This is a genomic window from Micromonospora sp. WMMD1155, assembly GCF_029581275.1.
Classification (GTDB): Bacteria; Actinomycetota; Actinomycetes; order Mycobacteriales; family Micromonosporaceae; genus Micromonospora.
The window spans coordinates 252,774-278,544 of the sequence record NZ_CP120742.1 but is presented as its reverse complement, the minus strand read 5'-3'; the positions used below and the strand labels follow the sequence as shown (position 1 = coordinate 278,544).

Annotated in this window: 24 protein-coding genes; 20 read left to right on the top strand and 4 right to left on the bottom strand. The window is 73.2% G+C overall.

Annotated elements, in window-relative coordinates:
- Positions 1 to 47: 47 nt before the first annotated feature.
- The 9 genes from pyrF to O7617_RS00935 all read left to right on the top strand — a co-directional run bounded on the left by pyrF (position 48) and on the right by O7617_RS00935 (position 9,467).
- Positions 48 to 884 carry an orotidine-5'-phosphate decarboxylase gene (gene pyrF, locus O7617_RS00975; protein ID WP_282260848.1) on the top strand — a complete coding sequence of 279 codons (837 nt, stop codon included), beginning with the start codon at positions 48 to 50 and terminating at the stop codon, positions 882 to 884.
- 178 nt (positions 885 to 1,062) lie between these two features.
- Positions 1,063 to 1,380, top strand: coding sequence for an integration host factor, actinobacterial type (gene mihF / locus O7617_RS00970; RefSeq protein ID WP_030335662.1), 318 nt, complete (start codon positions 1,063 to 1,065; stop codon positions 1,378 to 1,380).
- 25 nt (positions 1,381 to 1,405) lie between these two features.
- The gene (locus tag O7617_RS00965) at positions 1,406 to 1,939 is read left to right on the top strand and encodes a guanylate kinase (RefSeq protein ID WP_282260847.1); all 534 of its coding nucleotides are present in this window, start codon (positions 1,406 to 1,408) and stop codon (positions 1,937 to 1,939) included.
- Positions 1,940 to 2,003: 64 nt separating this feature from the next.
- A complete protein-coding gene (gene rpoZ / locus O7617_RS00960; RefSeq protein ID WP_030335666.1) occupies positions 2,004 to 2,267 on the top strand; it encodes a DNA-directed RNA polymerase subunit omega in 264 nt (87 codons plus the stop codon).
- Between the two features lie 14 nt (positions 2,268 to 2,281).
- Positions 2,282 to 3,490, top strand: coding sequence for a bifunctional phosphopantothenoylcysteine decarboxylase/phosphopantothenate--cysteine ligase CoaBC (gene coaBC, locus O7617_RS00955; protein ID WP_282260846.1), 1,209 nt, complete (start codon positions 2,282 to 2,284; stop codon positions 3,488 to 3,490).
- An 87-nt stretch (positions 3,491 to 3,577) separates the two neighbouring features.
- A complete protein-coding gene (gene metK / locus O7617_RS00950; protein WP_204944578.1) occupies positions 3,578 to 4,771 on the top strand; it encodes a methionine adenosyltransferase in 1,194 nt (397 codons plus the stop codon).
- Positions 4,772 to 4,830: 59 nt separating this feature from the next.
- On the top strand, positions 4,831 to 6,747 hold the full coding sequence (locus tag O7617_RS00945) for a primosomal protein N' (RefSeq protein WP_348774163.1): 1,917 nt from the start codon (positions 4,831 to 4,833) through the stop codon (positions 6,745 to 6,747).
- Positions 6,748 to 7,000: 253 nt separating this feature from the next.
- Entirely contained in the window at positions 7,001 to 7,984 is a 984-nt protein-coding gene (locus O7617_RS00940) for an AAA family ATPase (RefSeq protein WP_282260845.1), read from the top strand.
- Positions 7,985 to 8,189: 205 nt separating this feature from the next.
- A complete protein-coding gene (locus O7617_RS00935) occupies positions 8,190 to 9,467 on the top strand; it encodes a cytochrome P450 (protein ID WP_282260844.1) in 1,278 nt (425 codons plus the stop codon).
- Positions 9,468 to 9,553: 86 nt separating this feature from the next.
- Here the strand turns inward: O7617_RS00935 and O7617_RS00930 are convergent, their stop codons facing one another.
- Entirely contained in the window at positions 9,554 to 10,861 is a 1,308-nt protein-coding gene (locus O7617_RS00930) for a hypothetical protein (RefSeq protein WP_282260843.1), read from the bottom strand.
- Positions 10,862 to 11,102: 241 nt separating this feature from the next.
- Here O7617_RS00930 and O7617_RS00925 point away from each other — a divergent pair, with 241 nt between their 5' ends.
- The 4 genes from O7617_RS00925 to O7617_RS00910 all read left to right on the top strand — a co-directional run bounded on the left by O7617_RS00925 (position 11,103) and on the right by O7617_RS00910 (position 16,634).
- The gene (locus tag O7617_RS00925) at positions 11,103 to 13,598 is read left to right on the top strand and encodes a helix-turn-helix domain-containing protein (RefSeq protein ID WP_282260842.1); all 2,496 of its coding nucleotides are present in this window, start codon (positions 11,103 to 11,105) and stop codon (positions 13,596 to 13,598) included.
- Positions 13,599 to 13,708: 110 nt separating this feature from the next.
- Complete coding sequence (gene def, locus O7617_RS00920; protein WP_282260841.1) at positions 13,709 to 14,269, top strand: peptide deformylase; 561 nt, start codon at positions 13,709 to 13,711, stop codon at positions 14,267 to 14,269.
- Positions 14,270 to 14,274: 5 nt separating this feature from the next.
- Complete coding sequence (gene fmt / locus O7617_RS00915) at positions 14,275 to 15,201, top strand: methionyl-tRNA formyltransferase (protein WP_282260839.1); 927 nt, start codon at positions 14,275 to 14,277, stop codon at positions 15,199 to 15,201.
- A complete protein-coding gene (locus O7617_RS00910) occupies positions 15,198 to 16,634 on the top strand; it encodes a transcription antitermination factor NusB (protein WP_282260838.1) in 1,437 nt (478 codons plus the stop codon). The genes fmt and O7617_RS00910 overlap by 4 nt, the downstream gene beginning before the upstream one ends.
- A 46-nt stretch (positions 16,635 to 16,680) precedes the next feature.
- Here the strand turns inward: O7617_RS00910 and O7617_RS00905 are convergent, their stop codons facing one another.
- Together O7617_RS00905 and O7617_RS00900 are read right to left on the bottom strand one after the other, a co-directional pair.
- Entirely contained in the window at positions 16,681 to 17,565 is an 885-nt protein-coding gene (locus O7617_RS00905) for a septum formation family protein (RefSeq protein WP_282260837.1), read from the bottom strand.
- Positions 17,566 to 17,649: 84 nt separating this feature from the next.
- Positions 17,650 to 18,540, bottom strand: a complete 891-nt coding sequence (locus tag O7617_RS00900; RefSeq protein WP_282260835.1) for a septum formation family protein — start codon at positions 18,538 to 18,540, stop codon at positions 17,650 to 17,652.
- 255 nt (positions 18,541 to 18,795) lie between these two features.
- Here O7617_RS00900 and rpe point away from each other — a divergent pair, with 255 nt between their 5' ends.
- The 7 genes from rpe to ribH all read left to right on the top strand — a co-directional run bounded on the left by rpe (position 18,796) and on the right by ribH (position 25,008).
- Positions 18,796 to 19,476: a ribulose-phosphate 3-epimerase gene (gene rpe / locus O7617_RS00895; RefSeq protein ID WP_282260834.1), complete on the top strand. Its 681-nt coding sequence runs from the start codon at positions 18,796 to 18,798 to the stop codon at positions 19,474 to 19,476.
- Between the two features lies 1 nt (position 19,477).
- Positions 19,478 to 20,434 carry a response regulator gene (locus tag O7617_RS00890; protein ID WP_282260833.1) on the top strand — a complete coding sequence of 319 codons (957 nt, stop codon included), beginning with the start codon at positions 19,478 to 19,480 and terminating at the stop codon, positions 20,432 to 20,434.
- Positions 20,435 to 20,849: 415 nt separating this feature from the next.
- Positions 20,850 to 21,911 carry a bifunctional diaminohydroxyphosphoribosylaminopyrimidine deaminase/5-amino-6-(5-phosphoribosylamino)uracil reductase RibD gene (gene ribD / locus O7617_RS00885; RefSeq protein WP_282260832.1) on the top strand — a complete coding sequence of 354 codons (1,062 nt, stop codon included), beginning with the start codon at positions 20,850 to 20,852 and terminating at the stop codon, positions 21,909 to 21,911.
- A gap of 1 nt (position 21,912) precedes the next feature.
- On the top strand, positions 21,913 to 22,557 hold the full coding sequence (locus O7617_RS00880) for a riboflavin synthase (protein ID WP_282260829.1): 645 nt from the start codon (positions 21,913 to 21,915) through the stop codon (positions 22,555 to 22,557).
- A complete protein-coding gene (pnuC, locus tag O7617_RS00875; RefSeq protein ID WP_282260828.1) occupies positions 22,557 to 23,243 on the top strand; it encodes a nicotinamide riboside transporter PnuC in 687 nt (228 codons plus the stop codon). Before O7617_RS00880 ends, pnuC begins: the two co-directional genes overlap by 1 nt.
- Positions 23,240 to 24,505 carry a bifunctional 3,4-dihydroxy-2-butanone-4-phosphate synthase/GTP cyclohydrolase II gene (locus tag O7617_RS00870; RefSeq protein ID WP_282260827.1) on the top strand — a complete coding sequence of 422 codons (1,266 nt, stop codon included), beginning with the start codon at positions 23,240 to 23,242 and terminating at the stop codon, positions 24,503 to 24,505. The genes pnuC and O7617_RS00870 overlap by 4 nt, the downstream gene beginning before the upstream one ends.
- 2 nt (positions 24,506 to 24,507) lie before the next feature.
- Entirely contained in the window at positions 24,508 to 25,008 is a 501-nt protein-coding gene (gene ribH, locus O7617_RS00865) for a 6,7-dimethyl-8-ribityllumazine synthase (RefSeq protein WP_282264595.1), read from the top strand.
- A 19-nt stretch (positions 25,009 to 25,027) separates the two neighbouring features.
- On the opposite strand, the gene O7617_RS00860 is transcribed toward ribH, so the two are convergent.
- Complete coding sequence (locus tag O7617_RS00860) at positions 25,028 to 25,771, bottom strand: amino acid ABC transporter ATP-binding protein (RefSeq protein ID WP_282260826.1); 744 nt, start codon at positions 25,769 to 25,771, stop codon at positions 25,028 to 25,030.

Genomic DNA, 25,771 nt, shown 5'->3' with positions numbered 1-25,771 from the left:
CCGGGAGGCGAGCCGCCGCCCGGACGACAAGAGAGAGGGAGCACCGGATGGAGAGCTTCGGAACCCGGCTGCACCGGGCGATCACCGAGCGGGGGCCGCTCTGTGTGGGCATCGACCCGCATCCCGGTCTGCTGGCCCGTTGGGGCCTCGCCGACGACGTCCAGGGTCTTGACCGCTTCACCCGGACCGTCGTGGAAGCCCTCGGTGACCGGGTTGCGGTGGTCAAGCCTCAGTCGGCCTTTTTCGAGCGTTTCGGGTCCCAGGGCGTGGCCATTCTTGAGTCAACTATCCGACAGTTACGAGATGCCGGCTCGCTCGTTCTCCTCGACGTCAAACGTGGCGACATCGGTTCGACGGTGAGCGCGTACGCCTCCGCGTACCTTGATCCATCCAGCCCGATGTATGTCGACGCGGTGACCGCGAGCCCCTACCTCGGCGTCGGTTCGCTGGCGCCGATGTTCGAACTGGCTGCCGAGCACGGCGGCGGCGTGTTCGTGCTGGCGCTCACCTCCAACCCCGAGGGCGCGGCCGTGCAGCAGGCCCGTACGGCCGACGGCCGCACCGTGGCGCAAACCGTGATCGACGAGATTTCCCAGCTCAACAGGGGTTCGACCCCGCTCGGGAGCTTCGGTCTGGTGGTCGGGGCGACGATCGGTGACACCGGTCACGACCTCTCCGGTGTCGGGGGTCCACTGCTCGCACCGGGCCTCGGCGCGCAGGGTGCCGGGGCTGCCGATCTGCGGACCGTCTTCGGTTCCAGCCTCGCCTCGGTGCTCCCGTCGTACTCCCGGGAGGTGCTCTCGGCGGGCCCCGACGTCGCTGCCCTGCGGGCCGCCGCGGACCGGGTGTCGGCCGACTGCCGGGCCGTCCTGCCTGCCATCTGACTGACTGACGGGTCGGTCACTTTCCGTTGATCATGGGCCCCCCACGTTGCCGAAAGCTCCGTTGACCGCTAGTTTTCCCCGCGCTGGGAACCACGGACCCCTTGGTTCACAGCGACACCACGTTTCACAGATGCGGTGGTGCGCCCCGCCCGCCGCGATAGGGACCTGAGGAGAACTGGTGCCGCTCCCGTCACTGACCCCCGAACAACGCGCTGCCGCGCTCGAGAAGGCCGCGGAGATCCGCAAGGCCCGTGCTCAGCTGAAGGAGCAGCTCAAGCAGGGCAAGACCACCCTCGGTGCTGTCCTTGAGCGCGCCGAGAGCGACGACGTCGTCGGCAAGCTCAAGGTTTCGGCCGTCCTGCAGGCCATGCCGGGCATCGGCAAGATCCGGGCGACCCAGATCATGGAGAAGCTCAAGATCGCCGACAGCCGTCGCCTGCGTGGCCTCGGCGAGCAGCAGCGCAAGGCACTGCTTGGAGAGTTCGCCGCCAACTGAACCTGGCAGCGTGTAGAAACAAGCAGTGAGCACGGATGACGAGGCGCGCCCGGCGGCTCGGCTCACTGTCCTGGCTGGACCTTCGGGTTCCGGCAGGGAGAGTGTCGTCGAGCTCGTCCGGGCGCGTTCTCCGTCCGTGTGGTTGCCCGTACCGGCGACCACGCGGCCGCGCCGCGAGTCGGAGATCGACGGGGTTGACCGCGTCTTCCTCGCCCCGGCCGAGTTCGAACGCCTGCTCGCCGCCGGCGAGCTGCTGGAGTGGTCCCGGATCGGCTCGTACCGCCGGGGCACCCCGTATCCACCGCTGCGCGCCCGCCTCGACGCCGGGCAGCCGGTGTTGCTCCCGCTCGACCTACCCGGCGCTCCGCTGGTGCGCGCGCGTCTGCCGGACTCCCGGCTGGTGCTGCTGAGCCCACCCGGATACCGCCCCGACGCCCAGGTGGCGGCGGTCTTCGAGCACACGCTGACCCACGACCTCACCGAGCGGGTCGTGGACGAGCTGGTAGGCTTACTCGGTTCTTCTTATCCGGATCCGACCTGGTCGCGCGTGCGTGGCTGACGGTCGGCCGCCGTTGAGACTCAGCACCGCGTCCGCGCGGCTCGAAAGACGCAGAGGTTAATTCGTGGGATCCATCGCCAACCCCGAAGGCATCACCAACCCGCCGATCGACGAGCTCCTCGAGAAGACGACGTCGAAGTACGCGCTGGTCATCTTCGCCGCCAAGCGCGCGCGCCAGGTCAACGCCTACTACAGCCAGCTCGGTGAGGGTCTGCTGGAGTACGTCGGCCCGCTCGTGGAGACCACTCCGCAGGAGAAGCCCCTCTCCATCGCCATGCGCGAGATCAACTCGGGCCTGCTCACCGCCGAGCCGACCGACCAGCCGTAAGCACTCGCCGGCCGATGTCCGCCTCGATCGTCCTCGGGGTCGGCGGCGGCATCGCCGCCTACAAGGCGTGCGAGCTGCTGCGACTCTTCACCGAATCCGGTCACCGGGTTCGGGTCGTGCCGACCGCGTCGGCGCTCCGGTTCGTCGGGGCGCCGACCTGGGCGGCGCTCTCCGGGCAGCCGGTCGCCGACGACGTCTGGACCGACGTCCACGAGGTGCCGCACGTCCGCCTCGGTAAGCAGGCCGATCTGGTGGTGGTCGCACCGACCACCACCGACCTGCTCGCGAAGGCCGCGCACGGGCTGGCCGACGACCTGTTGACCAACACCCTGCTGACCGCCCGCTGCCCGGTGCTGTTGGCCCCGGCCATGCACACCGAGATGTGGGAGCACCCCGCCACCGTGGCCAACGTCGCCACGCTGCGCGCCCGGGGCGTGCGGGTCATCGAGCCCGCCGTCGGTCGGCTCACCGGCGCCGACACCGGCAAGGGGCGGCTGCCCGACCCGGCGGAGATCTTCGCCGTCGCCCGTCGGCTGCTGGCTCGGGGCGACTCCGCCCCCGCGGACCTGGCCGGCCGCCGGGTCGTCGTCACCGCGGGCGGCACCCGGGAGCCGCTGGACCCGGTCCGCTTCCTGGGCAACCGTTCCTCCGGCAAGCAGGGGTACGCGTTCGCCCGCGCCGCCGTCGCCCGGGGCGCCCAGGTGACTCTGATCGCGGCCAACGTGTCCCTTCCCGACCCCGCCGGCGTCGACCTGGTGCGGGTCGGCACCACTGCCGAGTTGCGGGAGGCGACGGTGAAGGCCGCCGTCGAGGCCGACGCGGTGGTGATGGCGGCGGCTCCGGCCGATTTCCGGCCGGCCACGTACGCGCCTGGCAAAATCAAGAAGTCGGACGATGGTGTCGCGCCCACCATCGACCTCGTCACGAACCCCGACATCGCGGCGGAGCTCGGCCAGCGCAAGCGACCGGAGCAACTGCTCGTGGTGTTCGCCGCCGAGACCGGCGACGCCGAGGCCAACGGCCGGGCGAAACTGGCCCGGAAGCGGGCCGACCTGATCGTGATCAACGAGGTCGGTCCGGACCTGGTCTTCGGCACCGACACCAACACGGTGACGGTCATCGGCGCGGACGGCTCGGTCGTCCGTCTGCCCGAGCAGGCCAAGGAGTCCGTCGCCGACGCGGTGTGGGATCTCGTCGTGGCGCGGCTACCCGGCAGTTCCTGACGGGTGGTAATGGGCGCGACCGATCCCGACACCGGCCGCAGTGGTGATTAGACTGCCGCGGAACGACCTCACACGCTTAGGAGTGCCGTGACACGCCGTCTCTTCACGTCCGAATCGGTCACGGAAGGCCACCCGGACAAGATCGCCGACCAGATCAGCGATGGCATCCTCGACGCGCTGCTGGCCGAGGATCCGCACAGCCGGGTGGCGGTGGAGACCATGATCACCACCGGCCAGGTGCACATCGCCGGTGAGGTGACCACCAAGGCGTACGCCGACATCCCGACGATCGTCCGCCGGACCATCCTCGACATCGGGTACGACTCGTCGAAGAAGGGCTTCGACGGCGCCTCCTGCGGCGTCAGCGTCTCCATCGGCGCGCAGTCCGAGGACATCGCGCAGGGCGTGGACAACGCCTTCGAGCTGCGTACCGGGGCGTCGGAGAGCGCGCTGGACGCGCAGGGCGCCGGCGACCAGGGCATGATGTTCGGCTTCGCCTGCTCGGAGACGCCCGAGCTGATGCCGCTGCCGATCGCCCTCGCGCACCGACTGGCCCGCCGGCTCGCCGCGGTCCGCAAGGACGGCACGATCCCCTACCTGCGTCCGGACGGCAAGACCCAGGTCACCATCGAGTACGAGGGGCTGCGCCCGGTTCGGCTGAACACCGTCGTCGTGTCCAGCCAGCACGCCGCGGACATCTCCCTGGACTCGCTGCTCACCCCGGACGTGCGTGACCACGTCATCGCCCCGGAGCTGGAGAGCCTCGGTCTGGACACCGACGGTTACCGGCTGCTGGTCAACCCGACCGGCCGGTTCGAGATCGGCGGCCCGATGGGCGACGCCGGGCTGACCGGCCGCAAGATCATCGTCGACACCTACGGCGGGTACGCCCGCCACGGCGGTGGCGCGTTCTCCGGCAAGGACCCGTCGAAGGTGGACCGGTCGGCGGCGTACGCCATGCGCTGGGTCGCCAAGAACGTGGTCGCCGCCGGCCTGGCCGAGCGGTGCGAGGCGCAGGTCGCCTACGCCATCGGCAAGGCCCACCCGGTCAGCCTGTTCATCGAGACGTTCGGCACCGAGACCGTGCCGGTCTCCTCGATCGAGAAGGCCGTCACCGAGGTGTTCGACCTGCGCCCGGCCGCGATCATCCGGGACCTCAACCTGCTCCGCCCGATCTACCAGCAGACCGCCGCGTACGGCCACTTCGGCCGCGAGTTGCCGGACCTGACCTGGGAGAGCACCGACCGGGCCGCCGACCTCAAGTCGGCCGCGGGAGCCTGACCGCCACCAGGCGTAGCGACCGGCGACCCGCGGACGGGTCGCCGGTCGCGCGCGTCTGCGTGGATGTTCCGCTGGCGCACCTGGACCGGCCGTTCGACTACCTGGTGCCCGCCGAGCTGGACGAGGTGGCGGTGCCCGGCACCCGGGTGAAGGTGCGCTTCGCCGGGCAGCTCGTCGACGGGTGGTTGCTGTCCCGCGCCGACGACTCCGGGCACACCGGCCGCCTCGCGTACCTGGAGAAGGTGGTCTCCCCGGAGCCGGTGCTGGCGCCCGAGGTCGCCCGGCTGGCCCGTGCGGTCGCCGACCGGTACGCGGGCAACCTCGCCGACGTGCTCCGGCTCGCCGTGCCGCCCCGGCACGCGCGGGTGGAGAAGGAACCCCGCGACGACCAGCCCGCGGCGACCGCGGCCGCCGAGGACGCGCCGCTCGACCCGCGCGGATGGCGGGACTACCCGACCGGCCCGGCGCTGCTGCGGGCGCTCACCGACGGGCGGGCTCCCCGTGCGGTCTGGTCGGCGCTGCCGGGGGAGGACTGGGCGGCCCGTTACGCCGACGCGGTGGCCGCCACCGTGGCCGGGGGGCGCGGCGCGGTCGTCGTGGTGCCCGACGCCCGCGACCTCGACCGGCTGGACGCCGCGCTCACCGCCGTCCTCGGGCCGGGACGGCACGTCAGCCTCACGGCCGCGCTCGGGCCGGCGCGCCGCTACCGCGCGTTCCTCGCCGCCCGCCGGGGGCGGGTGCCGGTGGTGATCGGCACCCGGGCGGCGATGTTCGCCCCGGTGGACCGCCTCGGTCTGGTCGCCGTCTGGGACGACGGCGACGACCTGCACTCCGAGCCCCGGGCGCCCTATCCGCACGCCCGCGACGTGCTGCTCACCCGCGCCCAACTCGCCGAGGCCGGTGCGCTGGTCGGCGGTCACGCCCGCAGCGCCGAGGCGCAGCTGCTGCTGGAGACCGGCTGGGCGCGCGAGGTGGTCGCCGACCGGGCGACGGTGCGGGCCCGCATCCCGGCCATCGCGCCGACCGGCGACGACCCCCAACTGGCCCGCGACCCCGGGGCCGCCACCGCCCGGCTGCCCAGCCTGGCCTGGACGGCCGCCCGCGACGCCCTCCGGCAGGACCTGCCGGTGCTGGTGCAGGTGCCCCGGCGCGGCTACCTGCCGTCGATCTCCTGCGCCGACTGCCGCACCCCGGCCCGCTGCGCGCACTGCGCCGGCCCGCTCGCGCTGCCCTCGGCCGGTGGCACCCCGGCCTGCCGGTGGTGCGCCCGGGTGGCCGCCGCGTACGCCTGCCCGCAGTGCGGTGGGCGGCGGCTGCGGGCCGCGGTGACCGGTGCCCGGCGGACCGCCGAGGAGTTGGGCCGGGCGTTCGCCGGTGTGCCGGTACGCACCTCGGGGCGCGAGGAGGTGCTGACCGACGTTCCGGGCGGCGCGGCCCTGGTGGTGGCCACCCCCGGTGCCGAGCCGGTCGCCGAGGGCGGCTACGGAGCGGTGCTGCTGCTCGACTCGTGGGCCCTGCTGACCCGGGCCGACCTGCGGGCCGGTGAGGAGGCGCTGCGTCGCTGGCTGGCTGCGGCGGCGTTGGCCCGACCGGCTCCGGCCGGGCGGGTGGTGGTGGTCGCCGACGGCGCGCTCGCACCGGTGCAGGCGTTGCTGCGCTGGGACGCCGCCTGGTTCGCCGGGCGGGAGCTGGCCGAGCGCCGGGAGTTGGGCTTCCCACCGGCCGTGCGGATGGCGAGCGTCACCGGAGCGGCCGAGGCGGTGGCGGACCTGCTCACCGCCGCCCGGCTGCCGGAGGACGCCGAGGTGCTCGGGCCGGTGCCGGCCGAGGAGGGGCGGGAGCGGATGCTGGTCCGGGTGCCCCGCGCCCGGGCTGCCGCGCTCGCCGAGGCGCTGCACTCGGCGGCAGGTGCTCGCGCCGCCCGTAAGGCCACCGACCCGGTCCGTCTCCAGGTCGACCCGCTGAGCCTGTTCTGAGGAGTTTCGGCTGGTGCCGGCGACAGCCGCCCCCGCCGTCGGGTGGGTCCTCGCACACCGCGTCCGGCGGGACGCTGCCGCCGGAGTGGTAGCATCGCCCGTCATGCCGAGGCGTACGGCGGCTCCAGGTCGCGACGGAGCGTCAGACGCGCTCAGTCGGGCCGCCGCGGGCAGTCACGACGATGGCGGGAACGCGTCGGTCGGACGCGGTGTCGATGATGTCAATGAGCCGGTGATCAGGGGTGGACAAGTCGTGACCGTTGGACAATCGATCGTCTTCAACGGCGACCTCGGCAGCGGCAAGAGCACCGTGTCGGTCGAGATCGCCAAGCGGCTCGGGATGCGCCGGGTCAGCGTGGGGGACCTCTACCGGGAGATGGCGCAGCAGCGGCAGATGACCGCTCTGCAGCTCAATCTGCACGCCGAGCTGGACCAGGCCGTCGACGGCTACGTCGACCAGCTGCAGCGGGACATCGCCGCCTCCGGTGAGCGCCTCATCATGGACTCCCGGCTGGCCTGGCACTTCTTCACCGACGCGCTCAAGGTGCACATGATCACCGAGCCGGGCGAGGCGGCCCGTCGGGTGCTGGCGCGCCCCTCCGGTCCGGCGGAGAGCTACGCCTCACTGGAGGAGGCCAAGGCCAAGCTCCGGGAGCGCAGCGCCAGCGAGCGCAGCCGGTTCATCATCCGGTACGGCGTGGACAAGGCCCGACTGCGCAACTACGACCTGATCTGTGACACCACCCGGGCGACCGCCGCCGAGGTGATCGAGCACATCGTCGCCGCTTACGAGGGGACGCTCGGCGCCGAGGTGCTGCGGGACGCGCCACCGCTGCTGCTGCTGGACCCGGCCCGCGTCTACCCGACCGAGGACCTCGCCACCCTGCGGGGCCTGTGGGACACCGACTTCGTCGGCGACGTGGCCGAGGCCGGCGACGAGGCCCTCGAACCGCTGAAGATCGGGTTCACCGGCGAGTACTTCTTCGTCGTCGACGGTCACCGCCGGCTCAGCGCCGCCCTGCAGAACGGGTTCTCCCTCGTACCGGCCCAGCTGGTCGCCGAGGTCGACGAGCCGGTCGTGGGTGGGATGACGGCGATCGACTACTTCGCCGCCCAGGTCCGTCCCGGCCTGATCTACGACTGGGAGGCGGCCCACAAGATCCAGCTTCCGCTGCCCGAGCCCGCGCTGCTCCGCGGTGACGCGGTGCTCGCCGGGGACCCGAGCGTCGGCGCCTGAGCCCCGGCCGCCGGTGTCGAATCCGGCGGTGCCTGAGCGCTCGGCCGCCGGTGTCGAATCCGGCGGTGCCTGAGCGCGTCGGCGCCGGCCAGTCGCCACACCGGCGGCACCGGCAGCAGCAACCCGACCGCACGACGGCGAGGGCTGCCGGATGTCGGCCGCACCGGGATGATGGAGCCTCCGACGCATCGACGGGGGGCCGGCCATGGAGGCTGCCGAAGCGCTGACACTGCTCATGTCGCCGCAGGGGCGCGTCGACCCGTACCCGACGTACGAGCGGCTGCGCGCCCACGGGCCGGTGGTGCAGGCGATGCCGGGCCTGTACGTGGTGACCGGTTACCCGGAGGCCGACGAGTTGCTGCGCGACCCCCGGCTCGGGGTGCTCGACGACGCGTTGCGTGACCAGGTCTGGCCGAACTGGCGGCAGAGCCCGGCGGTGTCGTCCATCGCCCGGTCCATGCTGCGGACCAACCCACCCGACCACAGCCGGATGCGGCGGCTGGCCGCCGGGGCGTTCAGCCCACGCCGGATCGCCGGGATGCGCGACGTGGTACGCGCGCAGGCCGAGGAGTTGCTCGACGCGATGGTGTCCCGTGCCGCCCGCGGCGCTCCGGTCGACATCCTGGCCGACTTCGCGTACCCGTTGCCGGTCGGGGTGATCTGCGCGCTGCTCGGCGTACCCGCTGCCGACCGGCCGCTGTTCCGCCGCTGGGCCGGTGACCTGACCGGGGTGCTGGAGCCGGAGATGACCCCGGAGGAGTTGACGGTCGCCGACGCGGGGGCCGCCGAGCTGCGCGACTACTTCGTCGAGCTGATCGTCGCCCGGCGGCGGGCACCGGCCGACGACCTGACCACCGCGCTGGTCCAGGTGCACGACGCCGACGGTGACCGGCTCAGCGGCGACGAATTGCTGGCCAACCTGGTGGTGCTGTTGGTGGCCGGGTTCGAGACCACGACCAACCTGCTCGGCAACGGTCTCGTCGTGCTGCTGGGTCACCCGGCCGCCGCCGCCGAGCTGCGCGCCGATCCCGGGCTCGCCGCGGCGTACGTCGAGGAGTTGCTGCGCTACGACTCGCCGGTGCAGTTGACCACCCGGACCAGCACGGCGCCGGTGCGCTGCGGCGGGCTCGACCTTCCGGCCGGCAGCACGGCGCTGCTGCTGCTCGGTGCGGCGAACCGCGACCCGCGCCGGTTTCCCGACCCGCAGCGCTTCGACCCGACGCGGGGCCAGGCGCACCCGCTGTCCTTCGGCGCCGGCCCGCACTACTGCCTCGGCGCCGGCCTGGCCCGGCTGGAGGCGCAGTTGGCCTTCCCGATGCTGCTGCGCCGCCTCCCCGAGCTGGCGCTGGTCGAGCCGCCCCGGCACCGGACCCGGCTGACCCTGCGCGGCTACGAGAGCCTGCTGGTGACGCTGGGCACGCCGGCCGTCGACGAGCGGGATGCGCGGGCCGGCACGCGGCGGGGCAGCGCGGCCGACCGCTGACGTCTGCGCACGGCGAAGGGCCGGGTCGGTACGCGGACTGCGCACCGACCCGGCCACCGGGTCGAACGGCGGGTCGCCGAGCTACCTCAGCCGAGGACGACGCCCGAGGCGCCGACGCCGGCCATGCCCGAGAAGATGTCCTCGTAGTAGAACCGCCAGGCGCAGACCCGCCCGGTGGTGACGTAGCCGGTGCAGGCCGTCGACGTGTTGGTGTCGTCGATGGCGGTGTTGGTGCCGGTCGCCCAGACCTGGAGGGTGTTCGCCGCGTTCACGATCTCCACCGGGCCGCCGCTGTCGCCCTGGCCGACGGCGTTGGTACGGGTGGTGTTCTCCGCCTGGACCTGACCGCAGACCTGGCCGAAGTTGCGAACGTTGATGCACAGGTTGCGGGCCTTCACCTGGATCGAACAGCGGGTGCCGGAGTACGCGCCGGAGGTGCACACCCAGTTGCCGACCTGGCTGGCCGACGCGCCGATCACCTGGTTGCTGAACTCGCTGACCACTCCGCCGGCCGCGTTGGTGCTGTTGTTGAAGACCCGGCCGCCTGAGCTGCCGGACAGCAGCAGGGTGTCGGTGCCGGCGTTGCGGGTGCCGACGATGCCCATCGACTGCCCGGTCGGGTCGGTCGCGGCGTTGTTGATGTTGCCGCAGTGCGCGGCGGAGAGGATCCGCGCGGCCCCGCCCTGGAAGACCCCGAAGCCGGTCGAGCAGCCGCCGCCGGTGGTGGCGTTGCGCCAGGCGGCGCCACCCCACCACGGCGACGTGTCGTCCCACCGGGTGGCGGGCGAGGCGGCGACGCCGGTCTGCACGGTCACCGGTACGCCGGCGAGGGCCGTCGCGCCGAGCAGGCCGTCCTGGGTGCCGACGAGCAGGCCGGCGCCGTCGGCGCGCGGTCCGACAGTGGTGATCTCGTCACCGGCCTTGGCGCGCAGCCGGTCGGCCGCGGCGAGCAGTTCCCGCTGGGAGTACGGCGCGGACAGCACCTGGGTCGCGACGGTGGCCCGGGCGTTGGCCACCAGGTTGGCCGGGGGCTCTCCCTTCCAGTAGACCTGGAGCTGCCGCTTGGTGGGGTCGGCGACGATACCGGCGAAGCCGGAGGTGGCGCTGCGTTCCGCCGCGGTCGTGATCCGGGCGGCGGCGGTGTTCATCCGCTGCTGCAACGTCAGTAGCTCGGCCCAGGAGGCGAATCCACCGGGCACCGGAGTGCTGTCGACGAACGACCCGGCGGTGCGAGCCTTGCCGCCGGGTGCGGCGATGCCGGCCTTGCCGCCGGGCGCGGCGGTGGCCGGTGCGGCGGTCACTCCGGCGACGAGCAGCGTGAGGCCGAACGCGGTGACGGCGACGCGGCGCAGCATCGTCGTGGACCGTCGGACGGTCGGGTGTGGACGGATCATCAGTACCTCTTCCCCCAGGGATCGTGGAGCGGGTCGAACCCGCAGCAGGACGGTGGCACGGGACGTCGGCTCCACGTCGCGCATCCTGGACGGCGCTGGACACCGCCGGACATCATCGGAGGATCAGCGGTCCGAAGTGGAACTGTCAGACATCGGCGGTCGCCTATCGATAGGGGTGGAGGGGGAATTAGCCTGCCCGTGCACATCCGGGGGGCTGGGCGATCGGGGGGTGGGAAGCCGTATGTCCGACCAACGGGTACCTCCCGGCGCGGGGCAGGCGGAGCAGGGGGCGACCGGGGCGTTCGAGGTGGTCCGCCGCGGCGTCGACGTGCAGACGTTGGAGGAACTGGCCGGGCTGTTACGCCAGTTGCGCCGCCGGGAGGCTCGGCAGGAGGGCGAAACCCAACTGACGTACCGGCAGTTGGCGGCGAAGACCGGCTGGTCACGGGGGATCATCGGGGAGTATTTCGCCGGCAACATCCTGCCGCCGCCGGAGCGGTTCGACGTCCTCATCCGGTTGCTCGGGGCGAGCCCCGCCGAGCAGGGGGTGCTGGCCACCGCCCGGGACCGGGTCGAGGAGAGACGTCGACGTCCGCACCGGGACGACGCCACCACCGAGGGATCGAGCGCCGGGCCGGGCCGCGTCCGCAGCGGCGGTCAACGCACCGGTACGACAGTGAACCGGCTGCCCGTCCCCCGCCAACTGCCCCCGGCGCTACCCGGATTCGTCGGACGTGTCGCCCAGCTCGCCCAGCTCGACGCCCAGCTCGTCAGCCCCGCCCCGGCGGAGGACGGCGGCCCGACGCCGGTCACCATCATGACGCTGTCCGGCACGGCCGGCGTCGGCAAGACGACCCTCGCCGTGTACTGGGCGCACCGGGTCGCCGACCGTTTCCCGGACGGCCAGCTCTACGTCGACCTGCGCGGCTTCGACTCCACCGGGACGGAGATGACCGCCGTCGAGGCGGTACGCGGCTTCCTGGAGGCCCTCGAGGTGCCGCCGGAACGCATACCCACCAACCTGAACGCGCAGGTCGGCCTCTACCGCAGCCTGCTCGCCAACCGGCGGATGCTGGTGTTGCTGGACAACGCCCGCGACGTCGACCACGTTCGGCCCCTGCTGGTCGGCAGCCCGAGCTGTCTGGTCCTGGTCACCAGCCGCAGCCGGCTCGCCGGCCTGGTCGCCGCCGAGGGCGCCCGCCCGATCGGCGTCGGCCTGCTCAGCACGGCCGAGGCGTGGCAGCTGTTGGCCCGGCGGCTCGGCGCGCAACGGTTGACCGTCGAGCCGACGGCGGTGGACGAGATCATCGAGCGGTGCGCACGGCTGCCGCTGGCGCTGGCGGTGCTCGCCGCCCGGGGCGCGGCGAATCCGGAGTTCTCCCTGGCCGCCCTCGCCGCCGAGCTGCGCGAGGCGCCGCGTCCGCTGGACTCCTTCGACGGTGGGGACGCCGGCACCGACGTGCAGGCGGTCTTCTCCTGGTCGTACCGGAACCTGACGCCGGCGGCGGCACGTCTGTTCCGGCTGTTCGGTTGCCACCCGGGGCCGGACATCGGGGTGGCCGCGGCGGCCAGCCTGGCCGGGCTGCCCCGGGCCCGGGTGCCCCGACTGTTGGCGGAGTTGGCCCACGCGCACCTGGTCACCGAGCACACCCCCGGCCGGTTCGGCGCGCACGACCTGCTCCGGGCGTACGCGGCCGAGCAGGCCGACCGTCTCGAACCGGCGGAGTCCCGGCGGGCGGCGATCCGACGGGGTCTCGACCACTACCTGCACACCGCGCACGCGGCAGCCCTGCTGTTACAACCCGGCCGGGATCCGGTCGCCCTGGCGGCGGCCGAGCCGGGCGTGGTGCCCGAGGAGATCACCGACCACGGTGCGGCCCTCGCCTGGTTCACCGTCGAGTACCCGGTGCTGCTGGCGGCGGTCGCGTACGCCAGGCGTACCGGCTTCGACGGCCATGCCTGGCAGTTGGCCTGGACGCTGGTGGACTTCCTGCAGCGCCGCGGTCGCTGGCCCGACCTGGTGCTCGCCCAGCGGGCCGCCCTGGCCGGGGCGCGGGAGGTCGGCGACCGGCTCGGGCAGGCGAACGCCCACCGTGACCTCGCCCGGGTGCTGTACCGGCTGGGGCGGGTGGACGAGGCGGCGAGGAACTACCGACAGGCGTTGGTGATCTTCGGGTCGTTGGGGGACCACACCGGGCAGGCGCGGACCCACCGGGCGTTCGGCGCGATGCTCGACGGGTTGGGCCGGTACGCCGAGGCGCTCGACCACGGCGAACGCGCGCTGGCCCTGTACCAGGCCGCCGGCCACCTGGCCGGGGAGGCGAGCGCCCGCAACGCGGTGGGTTGGGCGCACGCCCAGCTCGGTCAGTACGGGCGGGCGCTCACGCACTGCGGGCAGGCGTTGGCGCTGCTGCGCCCGACCGGTGACCGGCACGGCGAGGCGAACACCTGGGACAGCCTGGGCTTCATCCACGCCCGGTTGGGTGACCACCGCGAGGCGATCCGCTGTTACGGGCGGGCCCTACGGCTGTACCGGCGGATCAGCGACCGCTACGACGAGGCGGACACCCTGTGCCGGCTCGGGGTGAGCCGGCAGGCGGCGGGGGACCCGGCGGGTGCGGTGCGTACCTGGCGGCGGGCCCTGGGCATCCTCGACGACCTCGGTCACCCGGACAGCGAGCGGGTGCGCGACCTGCTGGCCGAGGCCGAGGCCCCGGATGGGGGAGCCGACCCGTGACGCTGGGCACACCCGCGGTGGCCGATCGAGGTACGCCGCCCGGCGGGCGGCCGGACACTCCGTAGACTGGTACGGCACCGCTCGTCCGACCCGTGAAGGAGCCACCCCGCGTGACCGTCCAGCCCATCCGTCTGTTTGGGGATCCGGTGCTGCGCACGCCGGCCGATCCGGTGGTCGATTTCGACGTCGAGCTGCGGAGGCTCATCGCCGATCTGACCGACACGATGCGTGAGCAGAGCGGCGCCGGCCTGGCCGCACCGCAGCTCGGTGTGGGCCTGCGGGTGTTCGCCTTCGACGTCGACGACGTGCTCGGGCACCTCGTCAACCCCGTGCTCGAGTTCCCCGACGAGGAGGAGCAGGACGGCCCGGAGGGCTGCCTGTCCATCCCCGGGCTCTACTTCGACACCAAGCGCCGCCAGAACGTCATCGCCAAGGGCTTCAACGGCTACGGCGACCCGCTGCAGATCGTCGGCACCGGCCTGATGGCCCGCTGCGTGCAGCACGAGACCGACCACCTCGACGGTGTGCTCTTCCTGGACCGGCTGGACGTCGCCGGTCGCAAGGAGGCGATGAAGGCGATTCGTCAGGCCGAGTGGTACGACGCGTCCGCCCCGCCCACGGTCAAGGTCAACCCGCACGGCGCGGGCAGCCCCTTCGGCCTGGGGCGGTGACCCGGATGCGCGTGATCTTCGCCGGTACCCCGGCCGTCGCCGTCCCCGCCCTGGCCGCCGTCGCCGCCTCCCGGCACGAGCTGGTCGCGGTCGTGACCCGACCCGACGCGCCCGCGGGACGTGGTCGTGGTCTGTCCCGGTCCCCGGTCGGCGAGTGGGCCGACGAGCACGGCGTGGAGGTGCTCACACCGGCCCGTCCCCGCGAGCCCGAGTTCCTCGACCGGCTCCGCGCGCTCGCACCGGACTGCGTGCCGGTGGTCGCCTACGGCGCGTTGGTGCCACCGGCCGCGCTGGAGATCCCCCGGCACGGTTGGATCAACCTGCACTTCTCGCTGCTGCCCGCGTGGCGTGGGGCCGCGCCTGTGCAGCACGCCGTGCTGCACGGCGACGAGTTCACCGGTGCCAGCGTCTTCCAGTTGGAGGAGGGCCTGGACACCGGCCCGGTCTACGGCACGCTGACCGACGAGATCCGGGCGGCCGACACCTCCGGTGACCTGCTGGGGCGGCTCGCCGACTCCGGCGCCGGGCTGCTGGTGGCGGTGCTCGACGCGATCGCCGACGGCACCGCGCGGGCCGAGCCGCAGCCCGTCGACGGGGTGTCGCTGGCGCCGAAACTGACAGTGGACGACGCCCGGGTGCGCTGGGGCGACCCGGCCTTCGCCGTGGACCGTCGGCTGCGGGCGTGCACCCCGGCCCCGGGCGGCTGGACCACGTTCCGAGGGGAGCGGGTGAAGCTCGGCCCGGTCGTGCCGGTGCCGGACGGCCCGGAGTTGAAGCCGGGCGAGTTGCTGGTGGAGAAGTCCCGGGTGCTCACCGGCACGGCGACCGTGCCGGTGCGTCTCGGTGAGGTCCGTGCCGCGGGTAAGCGGGCGATGGGCGCCACCGACTGGGCGCGTGGCGTCCGGGTGGGCGCCGGCGAGGAGTTCGCGTGACGGCCCCGGAGGGGACGCGCCCCACGCGCTCGGGCCCGCCCTCGGGTCGTGGCGGGGACCGCCGACCGGCCCGTCCGCCACTGGACCGCCCGCGTCGGGCCGCGTACGAGGCGGTGGCCGCGGTGCACCGCGACGACGCGTTCGCCAACCTGGTGCTCCCCACCATCCTGCGGGAGGAGGGGCTGTTCGGCCGGGACGCGGCCTTCGCCACCGAATTGACCTACGGCACCCTGCGCCACCTGGGCACGCTGGACGCGATCCTGACCGACGCGTCCGGTCGGGACGTGGCCCGCATCGACCCACCGGCGCGCGACGCGTTGCGCCTCGGCGCCTACCAGTTGCTGTACACCCGGGTGCCGCCGCACGCCGCGGTCTCGTCGACGGTGGACCTGGTCCGCTCGGTCGCGCCGGGCGCCGCCGGTTTCGCCAACGCGGTGCTGCGCGAGGTGTCCACCCGTGACGTGGACGCCTGGGTGGCGAAGCTCGCCCCGCCGATGGAGACCGACCCGGTCGGGCACCTGGCCCTGGCGTACAGCCATCCGCAGTGGATCGTGCGGGCGTTCTCCGAGGCGCTCGGCGGTGACCTGGGCGAGACGGCCCGCCTGCTGATCGAGGACAACGAGCGGCCGCCGGTGCACCTCTGTGCCCGGCCGGGCCTGATCGACCCGGTCGAGCTGGCCGACCAGGTCGGGGGCGCGCCCGGCGCCTTCTCGCCGTACGCCGTCTATCTGCCCGGTGGCGCCCCCGGCGACGTGCCGGCGGTGGCCGACGGCCGGGCCCACGTGCAGGACGAGGGGTCGCAGTTGGTGGCCGCGGCGCTGGCCGGCGCGCCGCTCGACGGTCCGGACGGGCGCTGGCTGGACCTGTGCGCCGGTCCGGGTGGCAAGGCCGGGCTGCTGGGTGCCCTGGCCGCGCAGCGGGGCGCGCGGGTGACCGCGGTGGAGGTGGCCGAGCACCGGGCCCGGTTGGTGTCCCAGGCGACCCGGGGTCTGCCGGTGGCCGTGCTGGCCACCGACGGCCGGGAGGTCGGCGCGGACCCGAAGCTGCCCGAGGAGCACTTCGACCGGGTGCTCGTGGACGCGCCGTGTACGGGGCTAGGGTCGCTGCGCCGTCGCCCGGAGTCCCGCTGGCGTCGGCAACCGTCGGATCTGCCGCCGCTGACCCGGCTGCAACGGGAGTTGCTCGGTGCGGCGCTGCGGGCGGTCCGCCCGGGTGGCCTGGTCGCCTATGTCACCTGCTCGCCGCACACCGTCGAGACGCACGTGACGGTGACCGAGGCGGCCCGCCGCAGCGGGGTCGCCGTGGACTTCGTGGATGCCCGTCCGCTGTTGCCGGCCGGCATGCCCGGTCTGGGCGACGGGCCGACCGTGCAGCTGTGGCCGCACCGCCACGGCACCGACGCGATGTTCCTCGCCGTCCTGCGGCGAAGCTGATCCGATGTCGCGTCCGGCCGGTCGACCCGGCCGGACGCGGCGGCGCTCAGGTGACCGGGAGGCCCTTGGTGCCCGCGTTCTTCATCGAGCGGGTCAGGTCCCGGTCGGAGATCCAGAGGAAGCACTGCACGCCGCGGTTGCCGTTCTTCCACTCCTCCTCGTACGGCTGGTAGTAGATCGTGCCGGCGCGGAATTCGAGTCGGGAGTCGTCCGGCACCTTCGCGTACTTTGCGATCATCGACTGGCAGGCCCGGTGGGTGCGCTTGGTGGTGCGCGTGAACTCGGCGTAGCTGACGTCCGGCCCCTGCCACACCCCGACGAACTCCGCGTGGTGCTTGGCGGTGCAGGAGACCGGCACCATCTCCTCGATGTCGTCCTTGACCATCTTCGGGTTGAAGCAGCGGTACGCCAGCGGGGCCGCGCCGGACAACGCGCCCCGGAGGCTGCCGGTGCGCAGGTCGACGGTGGTGTCGTCGATGCTGACGATCTCGGTGACGTCGCAGCGGTACCAGCGGGCCCCGCTCGCCCAGGCCTGCGGTGACGGCAGCACGACGGTCAGACCGAGCCGCCCGGAGCGCCAGTCGGCGCCGACCGCCTTGTTGACCTGGGTGTCGCACGCGGCCTGCGCGGCCCGCATGCCCTTCGATCCGGGCAACGGTGTCGTGCCGGGGTCGGCGGCGGGGCCGGTGAGGGTGCCGACGTGCATGGTCTCGACCCGGTGCGCCTCGGTGCACGGCGTCGGGTTGTAGCCGGTCAGGAAGCCGACCTGCTGGGAGGTCTGGTGGCAGACGTCGGCGGCGGGGACGAACTGCTGCGCCGCGACGGGCGCCGGCCAGTCGTCGACGAGGTCACGGTCGAGTCCGGCGGGCGCGTTGCATCCGGCCAGCGCCAGGGCCGCACCTCCGGCGAACGCCGTCAACCACCGTCGCATCCCTGACCTCCCCGCCCCTGGTGGCCGCCGACCGTACCCGGCCGGCCGGTAGGGCCACGGCGCAGCAGCATACGGCACCACTGCTCAGATCGCCGGAAGTCCCTCCGGGCCGACCCCGCGCATCGAACGGGTGAGTTTGCGGTCGTCGCTCCACAGGAAACAGCGCACCCCACGGTCGCCCTCCTCCCACTCCCGTTGCGACGGTGGGTAGTAGATGGACCCGGCCCGGTACGGCAACTCGTCGTTGTCCGGCACGTCCGCGAACGCGGCGATCAGCCCCATGCAACGCTGGTGCGCCTGCGCGGCGGCCTTGCTGAACGCGGCCCAACTCATGTCGCGTTCCTCGTAGACGCCGACGAACTCGGCGCGGTGCGGTTCGGTGCACAGCACCGGTGCCATGTAGTTGAGGTTGTCACCGATCAGCTTCGGGTCGAAGCAGCGGTGGGTGAGCGGGCTGTCGCCGATCAACGCGCCGCGCAGGCTGCCGGTGCGGTTGACCGGGCGGGTGTTGTCGATGCTGCCGGTCTCGCTGAGGTCGCACCGGAACCAGCGCGCGCCGCCGGACCAGGCGGGTGCGGACGGCAACGCGAGGGTCAGCGCGAGGCGGGCGGTGTGCCAGTCGCCGCCGAGCACCTCCCGGGCCCGCTGGTCGCACTCGGCGCGGGCGGTGCGCAGCGCCGACGCGCCGGGCTCGGGCCGGGCCTCGGTCAGCGCGTCGGGCCCGACGAAGGTGCCGACGTGGATGGTCTCGGCCAGGTGGTTACGCGCGCAGTCCACCGTCTCGTACGTGCTGGCCTGCACGACCGGGATGATCCGGGGCAGGCAGGTGTCGGTGGCCGGGCTGAACGGCTTCGGCACCCGCAGCGCCGGCCAGTCGTCGGTGAGGTCACCGTCCGCGCCTCGGGCCGGTGCGCAACCGGCCAGCAGTATCGTCGTGACGCCGGCCAGCACCAGCGCTGGGAGCCACCGTCGCATCGTCCGCCCTTCCCGGGAACTGGCGGCCGGTCGCCGCGCCCCGCGGCGAGACCCCGGCGGGCGTGCAGCCTTTGGCACAGTCCCGGTTGGAGTGTCGTCGCGTTTCCGTCGATCGGCCAGCCATTGCCGTCTGTTCGTCCGGATCCGAGGGTCCGGAGTAACGAATTCTGCACCACTGGTCACTGCTGGGTCACAGCGCGTCCCCGAAGGTGGCGCGATGCGGGTCGCGGGTCGCCACGTTCGTACACTGGCCAGGTGACCGTACCGCCGCCGATCGTCGCGCCGAGCATCCTGGCCGCCGATTTCGCCCGACTCGCCGAAGAGGTCCGTGCCGTCGAGGACGCCGCGGACTGGTTGCACGTCGACGTGATGGACAACCACTTCGTGCCGAACCTGACCATCGGTCTGCCCGTGGTGCAGAGCCTGCGGGCCGTCACCGCGATGCCGTTCGACGTGCACCTGATGATCGAGGATCCGCGGCGGTGGGCCCCCGGCTACGCCGACGCCGGGGCGTACAACGTCACCTTCCACGCCGAGGCCTCCGACGATCCGGTGGCGCTGGCCAAGGACCTGCGGTCGGCTGGAGCGAAGGCCGGGCTGGCCATCGACCGGGACACCCCGATCGAGCCGTACCTGGACCTGCTGCCCAGCTTCGACACCCTCCTGATCATGACGATCAAGGCCGGTTTCGGCGGGCAGCGGTTCATCCCGCAACTGCTCGACAAGGTGCGTACCGCCCGCCGGCACGTCTCCGCCGGGCACCTGGAGCTGCGCATCGAGGTGGACGGGGGGATCGCCGCCGACACCATCGAGCAGGCCGCCGCGGCGGGCGCGGACGCGTTCGTCGCCGGCACCGCCGTGTACGGCGCCGCCGACCCGGCGGAGGCCGTACGGCACCTGCGTTCGCTCGCGGAACGCGCGGCTCCCGGCGCCTGACGTGGAACCCGACGGCGACCGCAAGGACATCATCCTCGTCGTCGACGACGACGAGGACATCGCTCGTTTCGTCGAGTTCAACCTGCGCCTGCACGGCTTCGAGGTGATCCACGCCGTCGACGGCCAGGAGGCCCTCGAGGTCATCGAACGCGAGCGTCCGGACCTCGCGGTGGTCGACCTCATGATGCCCCGGATCGACGGGCTGGAGCTGACCCGCCGGTTGCGCGCCGACCCGATGACCTCCGCCCTGCCGGTGATCATGCTGACCGCCAAGGGGATGACCGTCGACAAGGTGCTCGGGCTCAGCGCCGGCGCCGACGACTACCTGGTCAAGCCCTTCGACACCGCCGAGCTGGTGGCCCGGGTCTCGTCCACGCTGCGCCGCAACAAGGAGTTCCGGGAGGTCTCCCCGCTGACCGGGCTGCCCGGCAACAGCCGGATCCGGCGGGAGATCAGCGACCGGGTGCGGCAGGGCGTGGACTACGCCGTCGGCTACGTCGACATCGACCGGTTCAAGAGCGTCAACGACCGGTACGGCTTCGTCCGGGGCGACGACTTCATCTCCGCGTTGGCCCGCAGCCTGCACCGGGCGGTGGTGGGTGTCGGCCTGCCGCCGGCCTTCCTCGGTCACGTCGGCGGTGACGACTTCGTCATCGTCTGCACCCCGGACCAGGTCCGTCCGCTGACGTCGCAGGCGGTGGTGGACTTCGAGACCGCCGCGGACACGCTCTACGACCCGACCGACCGGGAGCGCGGTTTCGTCGAGCTGAAGGACCGGCGGGGCAACATCCGCCGCGCCGCCCTGGTCACGCTGTCCATCGGGGTGTCCCTCTCCGACGCCGGCAGGCGGTTCACCGACCCCCTCGAGGTGATCGCGGTGGCCTCGGAGATGAAGACGGTCGCCAAGAGCCAACCCGGGTCGTACGTGGCGGTGGATCGGCGTCGTGGCGTCACCTGACGCGTGATCCCGCTGTGAAGTAGCTCGCCTAGGTGGCGGCGAAGGCGAAGAAGCGTGTAAGACTGCCGGTATAACCCACCACGCGCTGGCGGGACTCGGTGAAATTCCGAACCGGCGGTGATCCACGGTGCGACCGTGGTCAGCCCGCGACCCGGACGGCTCTGCCGCCCGGTGGACCTGGTGAGAATCCGGGGCCGACGGTTGGGGGCGGTTCGTCCGCGCCCAGACAGTCCGGATGGGAGACAGCGCGCGGGACGGACGGGTCCGCCCGGCCGCTGGCTTCAGCGTGCCGTGCCCACCCTCCCGGGGCGGCTGTGCCGTTCCCGGATTCCGCCTCCGCCTGCCCGCGGCCCCATGGCCGCAGCCTCCCTGACCGCCAGCGCGCGGACGGCGAGTGAGAGGGCAGGGCAGGGCGATGGCCAGCGTCTCCGTCGACGAGGCGATGCGGCGTGCGATCGAGTTGGCGGCGCGCGGGCTCGGCACGACCAGCCCCAACCCGGTGGTCGGGTGCGTGCTGCTCGACGAGGACGGCCAGGTCGTGGGGGAGGGCTTCCACGCGTACGCCGGCGGGCCGCACGCCGAGATCGTCGCCCTGGCGCAGGCCGGACAGCGGGCCAAGGGCGGCACCGCGGTCGTCACTCTGGAACCGTGCGACCACACCGGTCGCACCGGCCCCTGTAGTTCCGCGCTGGTCCAGGCCGGGGTCGCCCGGGTGGTCATCGCCGTACCCGATCCCAACCCGGTCGCGTCCGGTGGCGCCGCCACCCTGCGCGCCGCCGGGGTCCGCGTCGACCTCGGGGTACGCGGCGAGGAGGCCGAGGCCGGCAACGTCGCGTGGCTGACCTCGATGCGCCGGGGCTGGCCGTACGTCATCTGGAAGTACGCCTCCACGCTCGACGGGCGGGCCGCCGCGTTGGACGGCACCAGCATGTGGATCACCTCGGAGGCGGCCCGGATCGACGTGCACGCGTTGCGGGGCACCGTCGACGCGGTGGTCGCCGGGGTGGGCACCGTGCTCGCCGACGACCCCCGGCTGACCGCTCGCAACCTGCGGGACGGCAGCCTGGCCATCCGGCAGCCGCTGCGGGTGGTGGTGGACAGCTCCGGGCGTACCCCGGCTGACGCCCGGGTCCGCGACGGCGCCGCGCGGACGTGGATCGCGACCGCCGACGAGGTCGGCGCCGGCCCGGACGGCCGGGTCGACCTACCGGCGCTGCTCGCTGCCCTGCACGAGCGGGGGGTCCGCTCGCTGCTGCTGGAAGGCGGCCCCCGGCTGGCCGGGGCGTTCCTGCACGCCGGCCTGGTCGACAAGGTCATCGGGTACGTCGCGCCCCGGCTGCTCGGCGCCGGACCGACCGCTCTGGTCGACGCGGGAGTGAGCACCATCGCCGAGGCAATCGATCTGGAGCTCGTCGACGTTACGCAGATCGGTCCGGATCTGCGGATCACCGCTTTGCCCCGCAAAAGGGAGGGCTGAGATGTTCACCGGCATTATCGAAGAGTTGGGGGAGATCGTCCGGGTCACGGCGACGGCGGGCGATTCCGCGCTGATCGGCGTCCGTGGTCCGTTGGTCACCTCGGACGCCCGGCACGGCGACTCCATCGCGGTCAACGGCGTCTGCCTGACCGTGGTGGACGTGGCCGACGGGGTCTTCACCGCCGACGTGATGGGCGAGACGCTGCGCCGCTCCGCGCTGGGTGCGCTGAGCGTCGGTGACCCGGTCAACCTGGAGCGGGCCGCCGCGCTCGGCAGCCGGCTCGGTGGGCACCTGGTGCAGGGCCACGTGGACGGGGTCGGCGAGGTGATCTCCCGGGAGCCGGCCGAGCACTGGGAGACGGTCCGGTTCCGGCTGCCCGCCGGCCTGTCCCGGTACGTGGTGGAGAAGGGCTCGATCACCATCGACGGTGTTTCGCTGACCGTGGCCGAGGTGGGCGCGGACGAGTTCGCCGTCGGGTTGATCCCGACCACGCTCAAGCTGACCACGCTCGGCGCGAAGGGGGCCGGCGACCCGGTCAACCTGGAGGTCGACGTGCTGGCCAAGTACGTCGAGCGGCTGCTCGGCGACCGGTTGGCCGGCTCCGACGGCGCCGGGGCGGCCCCGATCACGGGCGGGGTGGCCTGATGGGTGCGCTCGGTTGGCTGGTGGACGCCCAGGTGCAGGTGGCCGGCTCGCCGGTGCTGGTCCGGGAGATCGTCGGCAACGCGTTCGGCCTGATCTCCGCGCTGCTCGGGCTGCGCCGGGTGGTCTGGGCCTGGCCGGTCGGCATGATCGGCAACGCGCTGCTCCTGACCGTCTTCCTCGGCGGGGTGTTCGCCACCCCGCAGGCGCACGACCTGTACGGGCAGGCCGGACGACAGGTGTTCTTCTTCGCGGTCAGCGTCTACGGCTGGTGGCGCTGGCAGCGCAACCGTCGCGCCGACGCCGGGCAGGCGGCGGTCGTCCCACGGTGGGCCACCGGGCGGGAGCGGCTGATGCTGTTGCTGGCCGCCGTGGTCGGCACCGCCGCCGCGTACCCGGTGCTCAAGGCACTGGGCTCGTGGGGTCCGCTGCCCGACGCCTGGATCCTCACCGGCAGTCTGCTGGCCACGTACGGCATGGCCCGCGGCTGGGTGGAGTTCTGGCTGCTGTGGATCGCGGTGGACGCGGTCGGCGTGCCGCTGCTGCTGCGCGGCGGGTTCTACCCGTCCGCGGTCATGTACCTGATCTACGGCGCGCTGTGCGTCTGGGGCTTCGCCGCCTGGTGGCGCACCTCGCGCGCCACCCGCCCGGCCACCGCCCGACCCATCTACACGGAGGCTGTCGCGTGACGAGCTTCGGAAGCATCGAGCACGCGATCGCGGAGATCGCGGCCGGTCGGCCGGTCGTCGTGGTCGACGACGCGGACCGGGAGAACGAGGGCGACCTGATCTTCGCGGCCGAGCTGGCCACGCCGGAGCTGATGGCGTTCATGGTGCGCCACACCTCCGGGTACGTCTGCGTGCCGTTGACCGAGAGCGAGGCCGACCGCCTCGACCTGCCGCCGATGCACCACACCAACCAGGACCGGCGCGGCACCGCGTACACGGTGACGGTGGACGCCCGGGAGGGGGTCAGCACCGGCATCTCGGCGGCCGACCGGGCGCACACCATCCGGCTGCTCGCCGCCGCGTCCACCGACCCGACCGACCTGGCCCGCCCCGGGCACGTGGTGCCGCTGCGCGCCCGCGAGGGCGGGGTGCTGCGTCGGCCCGGGCACACCGAGGCCGCGATCGACCTGACCCGGCTGGCCGGGCTGCGCCCGGCCGGCGTGCTCTGCGAGCTGGTCAACGACGACGGCACCATGATGCGGCTGCCCGACCTGGAGAAGTTCGCCGCCGAGCACGGCCTGACGCTGATCACCATCGCCGACCTGATCGCCTACCGGCGGCGCACCGAGAAGCAGGTCGAGCTGGTCGCCGACGCCCGGATGCCCACCCGGCACGGCGTGTTCCGGGCGCTCGGCTACCGCGCCGAGCACGACCCGGCCGAGCACGTCGCGATGGTGCTGGGCGACCTCGGCGACGGCCAGGACGTGCTGGTCCGGGTGCACTCCGAGTGCCTGACCGGGGACGTGTTCGGTTCGCTGCGCTGCGACTGCGGCCCGCAGTTGGACGCCGCGCTGGCCCGGGTCGCGCAGGAGGGGCGGGGCGTCGTGCTCTACGTCCGCGGGCACGAGGGGCGGGGCATCGGGCTGCTGCACAAGCTTCAGGCGTACCAGTTGCAGGATCTCGGCCGGGACACCGTCGACGCCAACCTCGACCTGGGGTTGCCGGCCGACGCCCGGGACTACGGCACCGGCGCACAGATCCTCTACGACCTGGGTGTGCGCTCGATGCGGCTGCTCACCAACAACCCGGCCAAGCGGGCCGGGTTGGAGGGGTACGGGTTGACGATCACCGGCCGCGAGGGGCTGCCGGCCGGGGCGCACCCGGAGAATCTGCGCTACCTGCGCACCAAGCGGGACCGGATGGGTCACCTGCTGGACGAGTTGGACGAGGGGTCCGAGGCGCCGCTGGGGCGTCCGGTCGCCGACGACGAGATCGGAGCATGACGATGGCGGGTTTCGGTGAGCCGGGAGTCGAGGCGGTGGACGCCGCGGGCCTGACCGTCGGGGTCGTCGCCGCCCGCTGGCACGGCGAGCTGACCGACCACATGGTGGAGCGTGCGGTGGCCGCCGCCGAGGCGTGCGGGGCGCGGTCCGTCGTCGCCCGCGTCGCCGGTTCGGTCGAGCTGCCGGTGGTCGCCCAGGCCCTCGCCCGCCGCTGCGACGTGGTGGTCGCCCTCGGCGTGGTGGTGCGCGGCGCCACCGCCCACTTCGACTACGTGTGCCGTTCGGTCACCGACGGTCTGACCCGGGTGGCGTTGGACGAGGGTAAGCCGGTGGCGCACGGGGTGCTCACCGTGGAGACCATCGAGCAGGCCCGGGACCGGGCCGGTCTGCCCGGCTCGGCGGAGGACAAGGGCTGGGCCGCCACCGTCGCCGCCCTCGATGCCGCGTTGGCCGTCCGGACCGTGGCGGCGGGCAACGCCCAGCGGGTCGGCTTCGGCGGCTGACGCCTCCGCTGGCCCTCGCTCAGAGTCGACCGGCCTCGATGATCCGGCGCAGGAACTGCCGGGTCCGAGGCTGGGTCGGCTCGCCCAGCACCTGCTCGGGCGGGCCGCTCTCGACGACCCGACCCGCGTCGAGGAAGCACACCTGGTCGGCGACCTCCCGGGCGAAGCCCATCTCGTGGGTGGCCAGCACCATCGTCATCCCGTCGGCCTTCAGGTCGCGGATCATCGTCAGCACCTCGCCGACGAGTTCCGGGTCCAGCGCGGAGGTGACCTCGTCCAGCAGCATCAGCCGGGGCGAGTTGGCCAGGGCCCGTACGATCGCCACCCGCTGCTGCTGACCACCGGAGAGCCGGTCCGGGTAGGCGTCCGCCTTCGCGCCGAGCCCGACCCGGTCGAGCAGCTCCCGGGCCTGGGCCTCCGCCTCCGCACGAGCCCGCCGGTGTACGCGGCGCGGCGCGAGCGTGATGTTCTCCAACACGCTCAGGTGCGGGAAGAGGTTGTACGCCTGGAAGACCATGCCGATCCGCCGACGGACCCGGTCGGCGTCCACCCGGGGATCGGAGATGTCCTCCCCGTCCAACTCGATGGTGCCGTCGTCGATCTCGTCCAGCAGGTTCACACACCGCAGCAGGGTGGACTTGCCGGACCCGGACGCGCCGATCAGCGCCACCACCTGATGCTCGTCGACGGTCAGGTCGAGCTGGTCGAGCACCACGTGGTCGGCGAACTCCTTGCGCAGACCCCGGCAGCGCAGCAGCGCCAT

Bases quoted from the DNA above. Each gene is read 5' to 3' on its own strand.
- pyrF (WP_282260848.1), top strand. From the start codon at position 48: ATGGAGAGCTTCGGAACCCGGCTGCACCGGGCGATCACCGAGCGGGGG.
- coaBC (WP_282260846.1), top strand. From the start codon at position 2,282: ATGTCCGCCTCGATCGTCCTCGGGGTCGGCGGCGGCATCGCCGCCTAC.
- O7617_RS00935 (WP_282260844.1), top strand. From the start codon at position 8,190: ATGGAGGCTGCCGAAGCGCTGACACTGCTCATGTCGCCGCAGGGGCGC.
- O7617_RS00930 (WP_282260843.1), bottom strand. From the start codon at position 10,861: ATGATCCGTCCACACCCGACCGTCCGACGGTCCACGACGATGCTGCGC.
- O7617_RS00925 (WP_282260842.1), top strand. From the start codon at position 11,103: ATGTCCGACCAACGGGTACCTCCCGGCGCGGGGCAGGCGGAGCAGGGG.
- fmt (WP_282260839.1), top strand. From the start codon at position 14,275: ATGCGCGTGATCTTCGCCGGTACCCCGGCCGTCGCCGTCCCCGCCCTG.
- O7617_RS00905 (WP_282260837.1), bottom strand. From the start codon at position 17,565: ATGCGACGGTGGTTGACGGCGTTCGCCGGAGGTGCGGCCCTGGCGCTG.
- O7617_RS00900 (WP_282260835.1), bottom strand. From the start codon at position 18,540: ATGCGACGGTGGCTCCCAGCGCTGGTGCTGGCCGGCGTCACGACGATA.
- ribD (WP_282260832.1), top strand. From the start codon at position 20,850: ATGGCCAGCGTCTCCGTCGACGAGGCGATGCGGCGTGCGATCGAGTTG.
- O7617_RS00880 (WP_282260829.1), top strand. From the start codon at position 21,913: ATGTTCACCGGCATTATCGAAGAGTTGGGGGAGATCGTCCGGGTCACG.
- pnuC (WP_282260828.1), top strand. From the start codon at position 22,557: ATGGGTGCGCTCGGTTGGCTGGTGGACGCCCAGGTGCAGGTGGCCGGC.
- ribH (WP_282264595.1), top strand. From the start codon at position 24,508: ATGGCGGGTTTCGGTGAGCCGGGAGTCGAGGCGGTGGACGCCGCGGGC.
- O7617_RS00860 (WP_282260826.1), bottom strand. From the start codon at position 25,771: ATGGCGCTGCTGCGCTGCCGGGGTCTGCGCAAGGAGTTCGCCGACCAC.